The organism is Rhodococcus sp. SB1D, assembly GCF_048573875.1.
In the GTDB taxonomy this organism is placed as follows: Bacteria; Actinomycetota; Actinomycetes; order Mycobacteriales; family Mycobacteriaceae; genus Rhodococcus_F; species Rhodococcus_F qingshengii.
In genome coordinates this window covers 1-15,461 of record NZ_JBMAIQ010000005.1, presented here as the reverse complement: position 1 = coordinate 15,461, position 15,461 = coordinate 1, and the positions used below count along the sequence as shown (strand labels likewise).

The 15,461-nt window shown below is 61.8% G+C and carries 16 protein-coding genes; 5 read left to right on the top strand and 11 right to left on the bottom strand.

What is annotated here, in order from left to right; genetic code table 11:
* The first annotated feature begins 21 nt into the window (after positions 1–21).
* Positions 22–1,281, top strand: a complete 1,260-nt coding sequence (locus ACN50D_RS13300; RefSeq protein ID WP_230691623.1) for a TetR/AcrR family transcriptional regulator — start codon at positions 22–24, stop codon at positions 1,279–1,281.
* 34 nt (positions 1,282–1,315) lie between these two features.
* Positions 1,316–2,521, top strand: coding sequence for a winged helix-turn-helix domain-containing protein (locus ACN50D_RS13295; RefSeq protein ID WP_007734244.1), 1,206 nt, complete (start codon positions 1,316–1,318; stop codon positions 2,519–2,521).
* A gap of 245 nt (positions 2,522–2,766) precedes the next feature.
* Here the strand turns inward: ACN50D_RS13295 and ACN50D_RS13290 are convergent, their stop codons facing one another.
* Entirely contained in the window at positions 2,767–3,921 is a 1,155-nt protein-coding gene (locus ACN50D_RS13290; protein ID WP_211921478.1) for a Rieske 2Fe-2S domain-containing protein, read from the bottom strand.
* An 83-nt stretch (positions 3,922–4,004) separates the two neighbouring features.
* Positions 4,005–4,769 (bottom strand): SDR family NAD(P)-dependent oxidoreductase, encoded by a 765-nt coding sequence (locus tag ACN50D_RS13285; RefSeq protein ID WP_007734247.1) that lies wholly within the window; start codon positions 4,767–4,769, stop codon positions 4,005–4,007.
* Positions 4,770–5,019: 250 nt separating this feature from the next.
* Between ACN50D_RS13285 and ACN50D_RS13280 the strand changes: the two genes are divergently transcribed.
* Positions 5,020–5,739, top strand: coding sequence for an IclR family transcriptional regulator (locus tag ACN50D_RS13280; RefSeq protein ID WP_050655743.1), 720 nt, complete (start codon positions 5,020–5,022; stop codon positions 5,737–5,739).
* Positions 5,740–5,817: 78 nt separating this feature from the next.
* Here ACN50D_RS13280 and ACN50D_RS13275 read toward each other — a convergent pair whose 3' ends face one another.
* Genes ACN50D_RS13275 through echA20 form a run of 4 tightly spaced genes read right to left on the bottom strand, consistent with a single transcriptional unit; the run spans position 5,818 to position 9,321 of the window.
* On the bottom strand, positions 5,818–6,879 hold the full coding sequence (locus ACN50D_RS13275; protein ID WP_007734249.1) for an NAD(P)H-dependent flavin oxidoreductase: 1,062 nt from the start codon (positions 6,877–6,879) through the stop codon (positions 5,818–5,820).
* On the bottom strand, positions 6,876–7,631 hold the full coding sequence (locus ACN50D_RS13270; RefSeq protein ID WP_003945796.1) for a CoA-transferase subunit beta: 756 nt from the start codon (positions 7,629–7,631) through the stop codon (positions 6,876–6,878). The genes ACN50D_RS13275 and ACN50D_RS13270 overlap by 4 nt, the downstream gene beginning before the upstream one ends.
* Positions 7,628–8,536, bottom strand: a complete 909-nt coding sequence (gene ipdA, locus ACN50D_RS13265; protein ID WP_003945662.1) for a cholesterol ring-cleaving hydrolase subunit IpdA — start codon at positions 8,534–8,536, stop codon at positions 7,628–7,630. Before ipdA ends, ACN50D_RS13270 begins: the two co-directional genes overlap by 4 nt.
* Before the next feature lie 8 nt (positions 8,537–8,544).
* Positions 8,545–9,321, bottom strand: a complete 777-nt coding sequence (gene echA20, locus ACN50D_RS13260) for a (7aS)-7a-methyl-1,5-dioxo-2,3,5,6,7,7a-hexahydro-1H-indene-carboxyl-CoA hydrolase (protein WP_003945611.1) — start codon at positions 9,319–9,321, stop codon at positions 8,545–8,547.
* Between the two features lie 102 nt (positions 9,322–9,423).
* Here echA20 and ACN50D_RS13255 point away from each other — a divergent pair, with 102 nt between their 5' ends.
* Complete coding sequence (locus ACN50D_RS13255; protein ID WP_211921482.1) at positions 9,424–10,338, top strand: SDR family oxidoreductase; 915 nt, start codon at positions 9,424–9,426, stop codon at positions 10,336–10,338.
* A gap of 67 nt (positions 10,339–10,405) precedes the next feature.
* Here ACN50D_RS13255 and ACN50D_RS13250 read toward each other — a convergent pair whose 3' ends face one another.
* From ACN50D_RS13250 to ACN50D_RS13235, 4 genes are all read right to left on the bottom strand, one after another.
* Complete coding sequence (locus ACN50D_RS13250) at positions 10,406–11,077, bottom strand: GNAT family N-acetyltransferase (RefSeq protein ID WP_003945460.1); 672 nt, start codon at positions 11,075–11,077, stop codon at positions 10,406–10,408.
* A gap of 94 nt (positions 11,078–11,171) precedes the next feature.
* Positions 11,172–11,585 (bottom strand): hypothetical protein, encoded by a 414-nt coding sequence (locus tag ACN50D_RS13245; protein WP_042449485.1) that lies wholly within the window; start codon positions 11,583–11,585, stop codon positions 11,172–11,174.
* 57 nt (positions 11,586–11,642) lie between these two features.
* Entirely contained in the window at positions 11,643–12,131 is a 489-nt protein-coding gene (locus ACN50D_RS13240) for a nitroreductase family deazaflavin-dependent oxidoreductase (protein WP_050655745.1), read from the bottom strand.
* A gap of 1 nt (position 12,132) precedes the next feature.
* On the bottom strand, positions 12,133–13,296 hold the full coding sequence (locus tag ACN50D_RS13235; protein ID WP_003945509.1) for a steroid 3-ketoacyl-CoA thiolase: 1,164 nt from the start codon (positions 13,294–13,296) through the stop codon (positions 12,133–12,135).
* Positions 13,297–13,470: 174 nt separating this feature from the next.
* Here ACN50D_RS13235 and ACN50D_RS13230 point away from each other — a divergent pair, with 174 nt between their 5' ends.
* On the top strand, positions 13,471–14,721 hold the full coding sequence (locus tag ACN50D_RS13230; RefSeq protein ID WP_211921484.1) for a cytochrome P450: 1,251 nt from the start codon (positions 13,471–13,473) through the stop codon (positions 14,719–14,721).
* Positions 14,722–14,915: 194 nt separating this feature from the next.
* Here the strand turns inward: ACN50D_RS13230 and ACN50D_RS13225 are convergent, their stop codons facing one another.
* On the bottom strand, positions 14,916–15,296 hold the full coding sequence (locus tag ACN50D_RS13225) for a VOC family protein (RefSeq protein ID WP_020906296.1): 381 nt from the start codon (positions 15,294–15,296) through the stop codon (positions 14,916–14,918).
* Positions 15,297–15,461 lie beyond the last annotated feature (165 nt).

Genomic DNA, 15,461 nt, shown 5'->3' with positions numbered 1-15,461 from the left:
GGCTGGAGAGTGGGGTACACGGTGAGCCTGAACGATCAGTTCGTCGACGCGCAGACGTCGAATGGGATTGTTCGGCAGCCGAGGTCCGACTCCGTCAAGAGGCGACCGAAGGACCGCAAGGCGCAGATCGCGGCTGCAGCGGCAATCGCGTTCAGTGAGCGCGGATATCCTGCTGTCAGTGTCGACGACATCGCGTCGGCGGTCGGTATTTCGGGTTCGGCGCTCTATCGGCACTTTCCGAACAAGTACGCGATGTTCCGCCACGCGGCACTGGAGTTGACCGGAGCGCTCGCCAGTGCCCTCGATGCCGTTTCGGTTGCGCCTGCGGCAACCGATGCGCAGCGGTTGCGCGAAGATCTGATTGCAGTGATACGAACGACGATCCGCAATCGGCGTACGGCCGGAATCTATCGTTGGGAGAGCCGGTTTCTCGACACCGATGATCGGAAATCCGTTCGAGCGCAAGCCAGTACGGTCAATCGCCGAGTAGCCCGGTATCTTTCGCGCTCCGAACCCGCGATGACGGCGAGGGACGAGACCCTTGTCGTGGCAGCGATGTTCAGCGTCATCGGCAGTATCACCGTCCATAACCTGTTGCTGCCCCAGCGAGCGATGGAGAAGGTTCTGCTCGACGCGTGTCTGGCGATAGATCAAGGTGAGGCTGCAATCACCGCTAGCCGCTTGGAGCAGTCCTCGTTACCTCGAACCGTGACCACGAACAAACGTGAACGTCTCTTGCAGGAAGCCGTGCGCCTCTTCGACTCTCGCGGGTATCACGACGTCAGCATCGAAGAGATCGCCGCGGCCGCCGGCTTGAACGCATCCGGTATGTACCGCTACTTTCCCAGCAAGGCAGAGCTTCTCGGCGCCGTGTTCTATCGAGCTGCAGATCGCTTGGACTTGGCGACGGCAGCGGTCTTCGACTCCGCGACTTCGCACGAACAAGTGCTCCGGTCACTGTCGGCGATGTACGTGGAGTTGTCGTTTGCACAGCACGAATTGATGTCGGTCTACTTCTCCGAGATGAACAACCTTCTGCCGAGTCATCGAAGCGATCTGAAGAATCGCCAGAAGCTTTACGTGGTCGAATGGGCGCGAGTGCTCGGCGAGATTCGTCCTGAGCTGTCGGCAGTAGAGGCGAAGTTCGTAGTTCATGCTGCGCTCAACCTGGTCCCGGATGTCGGCCGCATGATGAAGTTCGACGCTGCCGCAGAGAACGCGGCCAGGTTGCAGGTGTTCATGTCGGCAGTACTGTTCGGCCGTCGGGCTTCGGCCGCCTGAAGCGTGTCGGTGGGTGTGCGTAGTCTGGCCCACTATGAGCGAAGTCGTGTCACTGGCAGCTGCCCGTCGCATAGCGCTTGCCGCTCAGGGATTCGGCAAATCGCATCCCACGACGGTGACGCGTCGCAATCTGGTCGGCGTGATGGACCGGCTGCAGGTGCTGCAGATCGACTCGGTCAATGTCTTCGAACGCAGTCACTACCTACCCGTTTATGCGCGATTGGGCGCATACGACAAATCCAGACTCGATCAGCTTGCCTTCACCCCCGGTTCGGGATACCTCGAATACTGGGGTCACGAAGCAACGTTCTTGCCGGTGGACATGTGGCCGTTGTTCCGCTGGCGGATGGACCAGTTTCGCGCCAAAGCGTTGAGTGACAAGGACGGGTGGGCTTCCGATCGGCGCGTCTTCCTCGATTGGTTGCGGCAGGAGTTGCGCGACAACGGTCCGATGGCGGCGAGCGAGATCGAACACGAGGCGAACACGCGGCGCGGTCCGTGGTGGGGGTGGTCCGACGTGAAGGTCGGGCTCGAGACGCTGTTCCGTTGGGGCGAGGTGGTCTCGGCGGGGCGCGCCGGTTTCGAGCGTCGTTACGGCCTGGCCGAGCAGATGCTTGCACCCGAGATACTCGACGCACACGTCGAGCGGTCGGAGGCGATACGCGAACTGGTGCTGCGGGGTGTGAAGGCACACGGTCTCGGCACCCTCGACGACATCGCCGACTACTTTCGTCTGCCCAGCGCAGAAGCACGAACGGCCTTGCAGGAACTCGAAGACGCCGGCAGCGTGCGCCGGGTGTCCGTCGACGGCTGGGAGCGTCGAGGCAAGGCAAGGGAGGTGTGGATCGATCCGCGAGCGAAGCGTCCCAGGTCCATCCGTGCGGATGCGCTGTTGTCACCCTTCGACCCGGTAGTGTGGGCACGCGATCGAGCGTTGCGGCTCTTCGACTTTCACTACCGGATCGAGATCTACACTCCGGCGCACAAGCGAGTTCACGGATACTACGTGCTCCCGGTGTTGATCGACGACAAGATCTGCGCCCGAGTCGATCTGAAGAACGACCGTCAGAACCGTCGACTGCTTGTCCGCGCGGCGTGGGCCGAACCCACCGCGGACGCCGACACTGCGCCGCGGTTGGCGGAACTCCTTCGGAGAACTGCGCGTTGGCAGGGCTGCGACACCGTCGAGGTGGAGAACAAAGGTACGTTGTCTCAGCAGTTGGCCGCCGCTATGACGTGAGCCTTAAGGTCGCGAGGACGATTGTCATTCGGGAACTGTTATGCGTCCGTCGGTAGCTGCCTGATTGATGGAATTTCTCAATGCGGAACAACTTCCGGATCGAATTCTCGGCGGTTCAGCATCGTCGCGGTACTCCAAACATGCCGTGCGCGAATCTGATCGCCACTGGGTCGACGTGTGATGCCAGCTGTTCTTCTCCACGAGGACGTATGTTCCGCACCGCTCGCAGTCCAGCGGTTCCATGGTCATTGCCCTACTCCTGCGGCGGCCCTGCGTGCGATGTTGTCAGCGACTTCCTGCTTCCACACTTCGATGGGTTTGCTTGTGTCCATCTCGAATTCGAAACGGTCGACCATCTCGGGCGTGACGTCGGCGACGTCCACGTAGAACTGTTCATACCACCGCCTCAGTTGGTATACCGGACCGTCCTCGGTGCAGAGCAGCGGATTGTCGATGCGGGTCTTGTTCTTCCAGATCTCGATGTCCTGCTCGAACCCGACACCGATGTATCCGATCATCGCGTCGACAAGTTGATCGGCGAACTCGGCGGGCATCTCTGCGGACTTCTGGACGGTAATGCCGTACATGAGTACGAATTTGTTCGGGCTCACCGGGTAGTGGCAGTTGATCAGCACCGAATCGGTCGTGAAGTTCTCGTAGACGTAGCGCAAGTCGTCGATCATGAACGACGGTCCGTGGTAGGCCGCTGTCGAAAGATTCGACACCAACTTCGGTACGTCGGGGTCGGTCCAGGTCACGATGTCGTCGCGGTTGATGCCGCTCTGCTCCTGGATGGCGACGTGTCCTTCGAAGACGTTCTTGAAATAGGTGGGGAACGAGAAGTGCACGTAGAAGAAGTGCGCCATGTCAACGACGTTGTCGACGATTTCTCGGCAGTTCGTATCGATGACTATCGACTTCCAGACCCAATCGGTCCACTCGTGCTCCGCAGACTTGATGATCGGTATGGCGACTTCGGTAGGAGGCGGATTGCCTTCGGGGTCGTGCCAGACGAAGAGCAGCCCGTCTTGTTCGAGCGCAGTCCAAGCGCGGGTCTTGGCAAGCGGGGGGACACGTCGAGCATAGGGAATCGCGGTGCACTTACCGTTGCCTCCCCACCTCCAGTCGTGGAAGGGGCACGCGATCGAATCGCCCTTGACCGTGCCCTGACTCAGGTCGCCGCCCATGTGACGGCAGTACGCGTCGAGGATCTTCAGTTCGCCATGCGAGTCGGAGAAGACGACCAGTTTGGTACCGAAAGCTTCGACGGAATGCGGGTTCCCGTCGCTGTAGTCCTTGGCGAGGCCGAGGCAGTGCCATCCGCGGGCAAATCGAGTGGGAGGTTCTCCCTGGTCGATGATGCGAACCTCTTCCGATTCATTGACATCCGCAATTGTCATGTTCTTCCTTTCGTGAGTGCACCCGGTGGGCTGGACCGAGCGACGTTGTACGACAGTCGAAGGGGTGTAAATCTCTGGGCAAGTCACATACGTTGCGACGAGATGTTGCCGCCGTCGACAACCAATTCCGTTGCGGTGATGTAACTTGCTTCGTCGGACAGCAGGAAGCGGACAGCGTGTGCGATTTCCTCCGGGCGACCGAGCCTGCCGAGGAGGATGCGTCGTTCGAATGCCCCGTCACCCAATGCGTCTACGGTCGGCTGAAGCAGAGGGGTCAAAATCTGTCCGGGAGAGACGCAGTTGATCCGAATGCCGTCCGGGCCCAGTCGGTCCGCCAGCGATCGGACCATCGACAACATCCCACCCTTTGCAGCGGAGTAGACAGGGTTGATTGCATTGCCCAAAGTTGCGTTGATCGAAGCGATTCCGACTATTGCCGAACCGGGATTGGCCGTGAAATCAGGCATCAACTGTTGAACCAACAGGATGAGCGGACGTAGATGGGTGTTGATACCCGTCTCCCACACGTCGAGCGTCACTCCTTCGAGGGATCCGATATCGACGACCCCGGCGGAGTGAACAAGTCCGCCGATGGAGGGAAGTGAGGAACGGGTTGTGGCCAATGCGGCCGCGTAGTCGTCCGCTCTCGTGAGATCGATTCCCACTCCGATGGCGTCGATGCCGAATTCGGAGGAGATCACTGCTGCCTGATCGACCGCTTTTGCCTCGTCGATATCCCAGAGAGCGACTGGTCGTCGGATCGCCGCGAGCGCGCGGGCGGAGGCCAATCCGATTCCGGATGCGCCGCCGGTGATGATCACGCCTGTCGACGGGGATGAAGCATTCATGTGTCCTCCTGATTTTGAAGCGTTCTGCTCGGCGCCGCATGATCTGATGGGCTCCGGTCATCACTGTGACGAGGGATGGATTCGGGCTCAACGAACATGACCGATCATCGGTATAGGTGCTGGTGAGAGCCCATGAAGATGCATCTCCCGCTGCGTGGGAAACGTACTGGCGTCGTGTGTCAACGGAAGCTCAGATGGGCGGAACGAATGTTGGCTGCCGAAGCGGCGGGCCACCGGAACGGAGACATCGATGTTGATCGGACCGATCACCGAAGAGTCCATCCCCATGTCAACTCTCGACAGACTGTCGGTGGTGGTGGACTGCTTTCGTGACGCGCCTCGGCTGACATTGGGGGAGGTGGCGCGCCGAACCGGGATTCCGCGATCGTCCGTGCACCGGATGCTACTGAAACTCGTGAGGATGAACTGGCTACGCCGCGAAGGACTCGAGTACGAGATAGGCGACAAGCTAGGAGATCTGGGCGCGCTCTCGCTGTATCGAAACAAAGTGGATCGAGTGGTTACGCCCCTACTTCAGCAATTGCATTTCGTGACTGGACACGCCGTGCACCTCGGGGTGTTGGAAGGAAACCATGTGCGCTATATCCAGAAGATCGGGAGCCTGATGGTCCCCGACCTTCAGACTCGCGTCGGCTCACGTATCCCAGCGCAAGCGTCGACCATCGGGAAGTCACTGTTGAGCGCCGGCAACAGATCGGTGGCATCGTCGCACAACGCCAATGGCGTTCGCCAACACGCAGTTGCGTTCGGAATCTGCAATTCCGGGATGGGCTGTATCGGCGCGCGAATCGGGGTGCTCGACCACATGCCAGTAGGTCTCTCGATTTGTGGGCCCTTGATTCGCGGCACGATAGACAAGAGGAACGCCGCTCCCGTACAGATGGCGGCAGCAGCGATCTCGCAGTATTTCGGAATGATCGACGGGTTCGAGCAGGAGAAGACGGGATAGTCCGACAAACGCAAAGAGTGCGCCTCCCCCCACTACGCGTAAAGCGCAGTGGGGGAGACGCACTCGGATAGAGCTGTGTCAGCGAAGAGCCGCAAGCGCGTCGATACGCCCCGCGGCACCTTCCATGATGCTTTCGATCAGTTCCTTGCAGCTGGGCAGATCGTTGATCATGCCGACAACCTGACCCGAAGCAAGAACACCGGCTTCCGTGTTGCCCTCGACCAGTCCGGCCTTGAGCAACATCGGTGTGTTGGCTGCCATGATGATCTGCATCAGCGTGCGGTCACCCGACCGCTTCATCGCGAGACCGTCCTTGGCGAGGGTCGACCACTTCATGCCCGTCATGGCCTTGAACTTCGTGGCATTCTTGGCCGCGGCGATCAAACCGGTTGCATAGCTGGAACCTTCGAGGCTGTTGACCAGGTCGGTGTTGAGCACACGATGAGGCATGCCGTCGACCTTGCGGGAGACAGTCGTATCCGTCAGTCCGCGCTTGAGATACTCCTGTTTGACGGAATCGGGCACCGAAGAGTCGCTGGTGAGAAGGAATCGCGTTCCCATCGCGACACCGGCAGCGCCGTACGCCAGTGCGGCAGCCAGCCCGCGGCCGTCGAAGAATCCGCCACCGGCGATGACCGGAATATCGACCGCGTCGAGAACCGAGGGGAGAAGCAATGTCGTGGCCACACCGCCGGTATGGCCACCACCTTCGCCGCCCTGGACGATGACGGCGTCCGCGCCCCAGGATGCAACCTTGACCGCGTGCTTCGCGGCACCGATCGAGGGCACGACGACGATGCCGTGGTCCTTGAGCTTGGCGATCAGTTCCTTCTTGGGAGCCAACGCAAACGACGCGACCTTGACGCCTTCACGGATCAGCAGATCCGCGCGTTGCGGGGCGTCAGTGGCGTCGGCACGCATGTTGACGCCGAACGGCTTGTCCGTGAGCTGCTTCGTCTTCTTGATCGCGTGCTCGAGCTCGTCGTACGTCATCGTGGCCGAAGCCAGGATGCCGAGACCACCGGCGTTAGCCGTTGCCGACGTGAGAGCGGGACCGGAAACCCAGCCCATACCCGTCTGCACGATCGGGTACTCGACACCGACCAGTTCGGTCAGCGCGGTCTTCAGGGTGGGGGTCATGCCGAGACCTCACGGTCCCGGAGGTTGCGCGGATCGAGGGTTTCGCGGATGAGGTGAAGTTCTTCGGCGGTGGGGTCACGGGTGATACCGGCCTCGGCGAGTCCGGCAACCTCGAACGAGGTGTTCTCGGCTACCTCTTCGGCGGTGACGCCGGGGTGAAGGCTCAACGCGCGGAAGGTGTTTCCTGGTCCGCCGAAGTCGAAGACACCGAGGTTGGTGACGACGCGGGGGATGTTCAGGTACTTGTAAGCCGGATTCTCGGGATCGATCTGGTCGTAGCCGACACCGCACACCACGTCGACCTTGTCGACGAACACTCGCTTGGAGTGCTTGGGGACGAAGTAGCTCGTCGCGTGGTTGATGGTGTTACCCGGGGCGCCGCGCACACCGAACATCTGACGCGTCGGCTGCTGAAGCGGGCCGAAGGCGGAGAGGTTCTGGTTGCCGTGGCGATCGAGCTGATTGGCGCCCATGACTACGTGACGGCGGCCGGAAGCGACGACGTCGAACACCTTGCGGAACGGCATCCATCCTTCGACGGGGCCCTTCGTTCCGACGGCCGGAGTGTCCTCGAGAATGAGGGCTTCACCATCGGTGATCAGCAGGTCGGGCTCGGTGGTGAGTCGAGCCAGGCGAGCGCCGATGGTGGACGACGTCGACATCGGGCTGGCCATGATTTCGCCTGCACCGGAGAAGATTTCAGCGCAAGCGAGAACAACGTACTCTGCGCGGGTGACGGTGGATTCGCTCATTTTGCCTGCTCCCCTGCCTTTGATGAATCGGCAAACTTCTTTACTGCGGCTTGGTAGTCCTCTTCGCTGCCGGAGAGGAAGGTGTCGACGAACGCCTGCCACGACTCGGGGGTCTTGGCGGACTCGGCGTAGTGACGCTGGAACTTCTCGTCGCGGCCGTAGCTTTCGCCGGCCAACGTGAAGTGCGCACCATTGGGTGCCTCGACGACGGCGTCAACCATCATGCGGTTGAGCAGAAGGTTTTGCAGTGGAACGGATTTGACCAGTTCCTCGGTCTCGACGATGCGTTCGACGGAGACGTAACGCTTTTCGGCCGCCATGCAGTACAGGTCGTCGAAGTACGGGTCGACGCCGTTGTACGCGGCGTTGCCGTGCTTGTCACCGAGATTGAGATGAACGAACGACGCATCGAGGTTGAGCGCAGGCATCGCGATCAAGGTCTCGGAGCGGCCGTCGGCCTCGGGGTACGGGGAGGTGACGGTCTTGAGTTCGTCGCCCCAGAAGTTGCGGACGTCCGAACCCAGGCCGGCGCGGATCGGGAGGAAGGGAAGGCGAGCGGCAGCTGCTTCGAGGCCGCACTTGACCATGCCCTCGTCCATCTCGCGGACTTCGATCTCACCGGCGGTGCGTGCCTTGGCAAACCACGGGTCGTAGAACGGCGCGGAGTCGAGGGACACGAAACCGTAGTACGCCTTCTTGACCTTGCCGGCCGAGCACAGCAGTCCGAGATCCGGTCCGCCGTAGGTGACCACGGTCAGGTCCTTGATGTCCGAACGCAGAATCGCACGCACGAAGGCCATCGGCTTGCGGCGAGATCCCCAGCCGCCCAAGCCGATCGTCATTCCGCTGCGGAGTTCGCCGACTACCTCGTCGAGCGACTTCGTCTTGTCACGCTTGCTAGCCATGTTTTGTCTCAGCCTTCCTTCTGGGTTGCGTTCTCGCGCGGCTTGCCGGTGGCGACGAACTCGTCGCGGTGTTCGTCGGACACGCCGAGGAGGTTGAGTTCGAAGGTGTAGCCCTGCTCGAGGCGGTAGCTGCCCTTGACGTCCACCGGGTCGATGCCGTTGATGGCTTCCTTGGCGCACCGGATGATGCGGGTGTCCTTGGCAGCGATCTTCGCGGCGATCTCGCGAGCGCACTCGTCGAGCTTCTCGCGCGGGACCACGTCGTAGACGCTGCCGAACTGCTTGAGTGTGTGCGCGTCGACGCTCTGTGCGGTGTAGTAGAGCGTGCGCATCATGTGCTGTGGCACCAGCCTCGAGAGGTGTGTGGCAGCGCCGAGTGCGCCGCGGTCGACCTCGGGGAGGGAGAAGATCGCGTCGTCGGAAGCGACGATCACGTCCGCGTTGCCGACGAGTCCGATGCCGCCGCCGACACAGAATCCGTTGACGGCCACGACGACGGGTACAGCACAGTCGTAGACGGCCGCGAAGGCCGCGGCGCAACCGCGGTTGGCGGCGACCAGCGCGTCGAATCCCTCGGTGGCCTGCATCTCCTTGATGTCGACGCCGGCGTTGAATCCGCGTCCCTCGGCTCGCAGGATCACCACGTGAGTGTTGAGATCCTTGCCCGCGTCGAGGATGGCGTCGGCAAGCTCGAACCATCCCTTGGACGGGATTGCATTGACCGGCGCGTAGTCGATGGTGACCGTGGTGATGCCGGTTCCGTCGGAGGAGGTGCTGATGCCCATATCGGGATTCCTTACGTCTGTGTACCAAACCAAGCGATTGCTTGGTAAGTTAGCACACAAGCGGAGCCGACAAGCCCGAGCAGAGTGCATTAGGAGACAAATATGAGTGGATTGGTCGACGGACGCGTAGTCATCATCACCGGGGCTGGCCGCGGTATCGGACGTGCGCATGCATTGGCATTTGCTGCCGAGGGCGCCAAGGTCGTCGTCAACGACATCGGTGCGGGTGCCGACGGTTCCGCGACCGGTGAGAGTCCGGCCGAGCAGGTTGTCGCGGAGATCATCGCCGCCGGTGGCCAAGCAGTGGTCAACGGAGACGACGTCGCCGACTGGGTGGGCGCCGAGAATCTGATCAAGACCGCGATCGACACCTTCGGTGGCCTGGACGTACTCGTGAACAACGCAGGCTTCCTGCGGGACCGCATGCTGGTCGGTATGAGCGAAGGCGAGTGGGACGCGGTGATTCGCGTGCACCTCAAGGGGCACTTCGCGCCGCTCCGTCACGCTGCTGCCTACTGGCGCGCCGAGGCCAAGGCAGGCAAGACCGTCGACGCACGCATCATCAACACCAGTTCGGGTGCAGGACTGCAGGGTTCGATCGGCCAGGGCAACTACGCTGCGGCCAAGGCCGGCATCGCCGAGATGACCATCCAGGCCGCCGCCGAGCTCAAGAATTACGGAGTCAGTGTCAACGCGATCGCGCCTGCTGCGCGCACACGCATGACTGTCGGCGCGGGCGGGGCGATGGCAGAAGCGATGGCAGCTCCGGAAGAGGGCTTCGACGCCATGGCTCCCGAGAACATCTCGCCGCTGGTCGTCTGGCTCGGTAGCGCCGAGTCCAAGGACGTCACGGGCCGGGTGTTCGAGGTAGAGGGCGGAAAGATCACCGTCGCGGAGGGCTGGCGTCACGGCCCGAGCGAGGACAAGGGAGATCGCTGGGACCCGAAGGAGATCGGGCCCGTCGTGGCAACGCTGTTGGAGAAGGCGGAGATTCCGACGCCGGTGTACGGGGCGTAGGGCCTCCGGCCCTGTGAGTGGTTAAAGAGTGCAGGAACTCCTCAACCACTCACAGGCGGCGTGCCGCCTACGCGGGCGCCCGAACCACCAACACGGTGCCGGGGAACTCAGCTGCGAGTTCGCGCCGCGAATGCTTCACGCAGGCGGTGCCGTAGCCCTTCTTGCGAGATTCCGGCGCGATCCAGATCGCCACGTTCACCTCTTGGCCGTCGAGTTCGCCGAATACCAGGCCGACGCTCTTCGGGCCGTCACCGGAGACGTCCTCGGCGACGAACCAGGCAGCGCTCTCGTCGTCGATCCGACCGAGACCGCCGACGCGCTCGGCTTCGATCCGATCCTCGCTCCACGGCTTGCCGTCTTCGCCGAGCTGCTCGGCCGAGCGAATCGTGAACAGTGCCTTGTCTTCTGCGCTGTCGCTGAACGGACGCAGGGTGAAGTTCTGCCCGCTGCTCGCGGGACGATCGAGCGTCGTCCATTCGAGAGTGGCGTCGAGATTCTCCAGCTCGCCCTGGATGCGATCGCGCGCTGCCTTGGTCAGTGCGCTGAACTTGAGGCTCAGAACTGCTTCGGCATTTGCTTCCGACGTGCCGAGGAGTTCCGCGACGGTGGTCAGTGCCTCCTGGTGGTCCTTGCTGTCGACCACTGCGTCCAGCACCTCGTGGCGACGCTCCAGCGCACGCACGAGGGCTGAGGTGATCTCGCGTCGGTCCAGGATTTGATCTTGAATATGCGTCGTCATATATGCGACTCCTTGCTGTGTTCGAGGCTCTGTCGAAACGCCGTGCGGACCGTACGAGTCAATAGTGCTCCAACTCGCCGGTTATGGCACGCGTTCAGCCTCCGGTGCGGCGAACGAGCCGTTCGTAGCGCTGGCGGGCGGCTTGAGTGCTTCCGAGTCCCAGCCCGAAAGCGATGTCCTGCCAGGTCATGCCCCGTTCGCGGGCAATCCCGAGGAACAGTGCTTCCAGCTGTTCCATTTCGGCTCGGGCCTTGGGGATCAGAGTCAACGCGGCCATGACGTCGGCATCGTCGACCTCGGGTTCGTTCGGCTCAGGTATGTCGGTTCCGCCCGCAAGACGAGCCACGACGCGCACCGCGCCGTAGGGCTCGAGCATCTCCGGATGAGATTGCCGCGCGCGCTGGCTTGGGGTCGCGCCGTGGCGCTCGCTGATTCGAAAGAGTCCGGCGTACTCGCGATGTGCGCGTTCGCGGCCGGAATCGATCGGTCTGAACTGGTCATCGGTCATGAACCCAGGGTGGCACGAACCCGGGTCAATGTAAACGTTTTGTTGTAAACAGTTCGTTTAACTCTTCAGTGGCTCGCACACGATGACGGGAATGACCCGGTCGGTCCAGGCCTGATAGTTGTCGAAATCCGGATACATCGCCCTCAACATCGGCCACAGCCGAGCGCGCTCGTCCTCGGCCGCGACGCGGGCTTTCATCGAGCGGATCCGAGACTTGATCTGCACCGTCACCACCGGGTCTGCCTTGATGTTGAGGTACCACATCGGGTTCTTCGGAAGACCGCCTTGCGACGCCACCAGAATCACGTTCTCGCCGTCCTCGAGGAACAGCAACGGACTGATCCGCTCCTCGCCGGATTTGCGACCGGTGGTGGTCAGCAGGCAGATCGGCAGCCCGCGAGGGAACGCGCTGCCGACCCGCCACTTGCTACCCAGCCGCCCGTCGGTGGCGCGATACATGGCGACGTTTGCCTTCGACATCCACTTGATGATCTTGACCGTCGCCGGAGCGTCGAGTCCCTTGGGTTTGGCTGGGGGAGTGGTCATCTCAGATACGCTCGATGATGGTTCCGGTGGCCAGTGCGCCGCCGGCGCACATCGTGATCAGAGCAGTCGAGCCGTTGCGACGCTCGAGTTCGTGCAGTGCGGTGGTGATCAAGCGAGATCCCGTGCTGCCGACCGGATGGCCGAGAGCGAGCGCGCCGCCGTTGACATTGACGTTGTCGAAGTCAGGTTCGTGAACCTGAGCCCAGGACAGTGCGACGGATGCGAATGCTTCGTTGATCTCGAACAGATCGAGATCGCCGATCTTCATTCCGCTCTTCTCCAGGACACGGCTGGTTGCCTGCACCGGTCCGTCGAGGTGGAATTCCGGTTCCGAGCCGACCAGCGCCTGGGCGATGATGCGGGCGCGCGGCTTCAATCCGAGCGCGCGAGCCTTGTCCTCGTCCATGAGCAGGACTGCGGCCGCGCCGTCGGAGATCTGGGAAGACGTTCCGGCCGTGTGAATCCCGCCTTCGAGGACGGGCTTCAGTCGGGCAAGGGACTCCGCCGTCGTATCGCGCAGGCCCTGATCGCGATTGACGACCTTGGTCTCGCCCGTGAGGTTTCCTTCCTTGTCGACCTGGGGTGCCGAGAGTTCGAGAACCTCGCGGTCGAAACGTCCTTCCTCCCAAGCCTGCTTGGCCAGCGCCTGCGAGCGGACGCCGAGGGCTTCGACGTCGTCGCGGGTCAGTCCGCGTCGACGCGCGATGCGTTCTGCAGCTTCGAACTGGTTGGGCATGTCGATGTCCCACGTCGCGGGTCGGCGCGGTCCGGCCTGATCGCCGACGTTGGCGCCGAGGGGAACCTGGCTCATGGCTTCGATGCCGCAGGCGATTCCGGCGTCGATGGCGCCGGTGGCGATCAGACCGGCGATCAGATGGTTCGCCTGCTGGGCCGAACCGCACTGGCAGTCCACGGTGGTTGCGCCGGTCTGCCACGGAAGTCCGGCGTGCAGCCAGGCCGTGCGCGTGATGTTGTTGGACTGAGCGCCGGCCTGGGTGACGCAGCCGCCGATCACCTGCTCGATCAGCAACGGGTCGATTCCCGACCGGTCGAGAACTCCCTTTTGTGCAGCTCCGAGGATCTCGGCGGCGTGCAGACCGGCGAGCCAACCTCCGCGCTTGCCGATCGGTGTACGGACAGCCTCGACGATTACTGGTGTGCCCACAGCGGGCTCCTTTCCTTGTAATGAAAAAGTAGAACAGGTTCTCTGCGGGAAGCAAGACCTGCCGACGTTTCCTTTCCTAGTAAGCAGGCTTGTGTTTCAATGAGAGTAGAACGTGTTACACATCACGGATCCCCATCACCCCTGTGATGAAAAGGCTTAGGGCAGGAGACATCAGTGGCACAGCCCGCATTCCCCGAGGGAATCGACTTCACGGACCCCGACATCTACGCGGAACGCATGCCGTTCGAGGAGTTCGCCGAACTCCGGAAGACGGCCCCCGTGTGGTGGAATCCGCAGCCCCCGGAAATCGGTGGATTCCAGGACGAGGGCTTCTGGGTGGTCACCCGTCATGAAGAGGTCAAGGAAGTTTCGCAGCGAAGCGACATCTTCTCGACCCACGAGAACACTGCGATTCCTCGCTTCGCCGACGACATCCCGCGCGAGAACGTCGAGATGCAGCGATTCATCCTCATCAACAAGGACGCTCCGGAGCACACCAAGCTTCGCAAGCTGGTTTCGCGTGGATTCACCCCGCGAGCCATCAACAGCCTGCGCGAGGAACTGACCGAGCGCGCCGAAAAGATCGTCACGACCGCGGCTGCCGGTGGTGCCGGTGACTTCGTGGTTCAGGTCGCGTCCGAACTTCCGCTGCAGGCAATCGCCGAGCTTCTCGGTGTGCCGCAGGAAGATCGAATGAAGCTCTTCGACTGGTCCAACCAGATGACGTCCTACGACGATCCCGAGTTCGACATCGACCCGCAGGCAGCGTCGATGGAGATTCTGGGATACGCGTACCAGATGGCGGATCAGCGCAAGAAGTGTCCCGCCGATGACATCGTCACCAAGCTCATCGAAGCTGACATCGACGGAAATGAGCTCTCCCCAGAGGAATTCGGCTTCTTCGTGATTCTGCTTGCGGTCGCGGGTAACGAGACCACTCGCAATGCCATCACACACGGCATGGTTGCCTTCCTCGACAATCCCGACCAGTGGGAGCTGTACAAGAAGGAACGCCCGAAGACTGCGGCCGACGAGATCGTTCGTTGGGCCACCCCGGTGACCTCCTTCCAGCGCACCGCGCTCGAAGACACCGAACTCGGCGGACAGAAGATCAAGAAGGGCGATCGCGTCGTGATGATGTACGCGTCGGCCAACTTCGACGAGGACGTCTTCGAGAACCCGACGAAGTTCGACATCATGCGTGACCCCAACCCGCACCTCGGATTCGGCGGCACGGGTGCGCACTTCTGCATCGGCGCCAACTTGGCTCGTCTCGAAATCGATCTGATCTTCAATGCGATCGCCGATCACCTACCCGACATCACCAGGCTCGGCGATCCCCGTCGCCTGCGCTCGGGCTGGCTCAACGGCATCAAAGAGTTTCAGGTTGATTACAAGACATCGGGCTGCCCGGTCAAACACTGATCCGGACATATACTGACCTGGTAACCGGCGAGTAGGTTCTGTGTAGGTTTTCGGGAGTTGCCTCTGCACTCTCGAACACGGAGAACTACAGTAGACGTTCCGGGGAGCCACTTGTTGGCAACCTGGAACTGCGGCGGCGTCTGCGGGATCCCTCATCTCCCGTAGGCGCCGCCGTTTGTAGTTCGATCTCCAATTCAGCCGCCGTATGGTTTGGTGATGGCTTCCAGGAAATGTCCCGACGGGTCGAGGAAGTAGACCCCACGCCCACCGTCGTTGGTGTTGAAGCCGGTACTCGACTGGCGCGGATCGGCCCAGTGATCCAGTTTCAGCGCCTGTATCCGCTGGTAGATGCCGTCGAAGTCATCCTCGGAGACGAGGAAAGCATAGTGCTGAGACGCAACCTCGGCGCCTTCTTCCACCTGTGCGAAGTCCAACGTCACGCCGTGCTCGAGTTCAACGCCGAGAAAGTAGCCGGCTTCGACTGGGCCTGGAAGACCGAACATGTGAGTGAAGAACCACGCAGACTCTTGTCGGTCTTTTGCGGCGATGATGGTGTGATTGAACGAAATGGTCATGAGTGACCCCTTGCGGTACGACGCCTCCATGCCTGACGCAGTCCGTCATCGACACGCGACGTTGGGAACCAGGAAACCATTTCGAGGTTCTCGGTGCAAGTACGACAGGCTGATTCGAATACGACGAGCGGGGGGGGGGGGGGGGGGGGGGGGGGGGGGGGGGGG

Excerpts from the sequence above, each read along its gene's own strand:
- ACN50D_RS13295 (WP_007734244.1), top strand. The coding sequence starts at position 1,316 with ATGAGCGAAGTCGTGTCACTGGCAGCTGCCCGTCGCATAGCGCTTGCC.
- ACN50D_RS13290 (WP_211921478.1), bottom strand. The coding sequence starts at position 3,921 with ATGACAATTGCGGATGTCAATGAATCGGAAGAGGTTCGCATCATCGAC.
- ACN50D_RS13285 (WP_007734247.1), bottom strand. The coding sequence starts at position 4,769 with ATGAATGCTTCATCCCCGTCGACAGGCGTGATCATCACCGGCGGCGCA.
- ACN50D_RS13280 (WP_050655743.1), top strand. The coding sequence starts at position 5,020 with ATGTTGATCGGACCGATCACCGAAGAGTCCATCCCCATGTCAACTCTC.
- ACN50D_RS13275 (WP_007734249.1), bottom strand. The coding sequence starts at position 6,879 with ATGACCCCCACCCTGAAGACCGCGCTGACCGAACTGGTCGGTGTCGAG.
- ACN50D_RS13270 (WP_003945796.1), bottom strand. The coding sequence starts at position 7,631 with ATGAGCGAATCCACCGTCACCCGCGCAGAGTACGTTGTTCTCGCTTGC.
- ipdA (WP_003945662.1), bottom strand. The coding sequence starts at position 8,536 with ATGGCTAGCAAGCGTGACAAGACGAAGTCGCTCGACGAGGTAGTCGGC.
- echA20 (WP_003945611.1), bottom strand. The coding sequence starts at position 9,321 with ATGGGCATCAGCACCTCCTCCGACGGAACCGGCATCACCACGGTCACC.
- ACN50D_RS13255 (WP_211921482.1), top strand. The coding sequence starts at position 9,424 with ATGAGTGGATTGGTCGACGGACGCGTAGTCATCATCACCGGGGCTGGC.
- ACN50D_RS13250 (WP_003945460.1), bottom strand. The coding sequence starts at position 11,077 with ATGACGACGCATATTCAAGATCAAATCCTGGACCGACGCGAGATCACC.
- ACN50D_RS13245 (WP_042449485.1), bottom strand. The coding sequence starts at position 11,585 with ATGACCGATGACCAGTTCAGACCGATCGATTCCGGCCGCGAACGCGCA.
- ACN50D_RS13240 (WP_050655745.1), bottom strand. The coding sequence starts at position 12,131 with ATGACCACTCCCCCAGCCAAACCCAAGGGACTCGACGCTCCGGCGACG.
- ACN50D_RS13225 (WP_020906296.1), bottom strand. The coding sequence starts at position 15,296 with ATGACCATTTCGTTCAATCACACCATCATCGCCGCAAAAGACCGACAA.